This is a genomic window from Cupriavidus sp. SIMBA_020 (assembly GCF_046535395.1).
GTDB lineage: Bacteria > Pseudomonadota > Gammaproteobacteria > Burkholderiales > Burkholderiaceae > Cupriavidus > Cupriavidus campinensis.
Genome location: NZ_JAWRWU010001217.1, coordinates 1 through 251, shown reverse-complemented (window position 1 = coordinate 251; position 251 = coordinate 1). Strand labels below are relative to the sequence as shown.

The following is a 251-nucleotide window of genomic DNA, read 5'->3' as shown; positions in this document are numbered from 1 at the left end:
AGCGCGAGGTAGCGCTTCAGTGCGCTTGCGCGTCGCTCGATTGACCGGAACTCGCCGCGTGTTGGGCGAAGAGCCGCGCGTGGCGCGCTTCCGTCGCTTCGTCCACGGGAAACAGACACTCGATGCGCAACTCCTGCGCGGCCACATGCTGCGGCGTGCCGAGCGTGCTCACCAGCGAGAAGTAGCGCAGCACCTCGCCCGCGTGTTTCAGCCCGATCGGCACCATCGGCAGATCCGGCGAGGCGAGGCGC

Annotated in this window: 1 pseudogene; it reads right to left on the bottom strand. The window is 68.5% G+C overall.

Going from position 1 to position 251, the window contains the following annotated elements:
- Positions 1-16: 16 nt before the first annotated feature.
- A pseudogene (locus tag SB751_RS33400) lies at positions 17-251 on the bottom strand (transcriptional regulator); the annotation flags it as partial.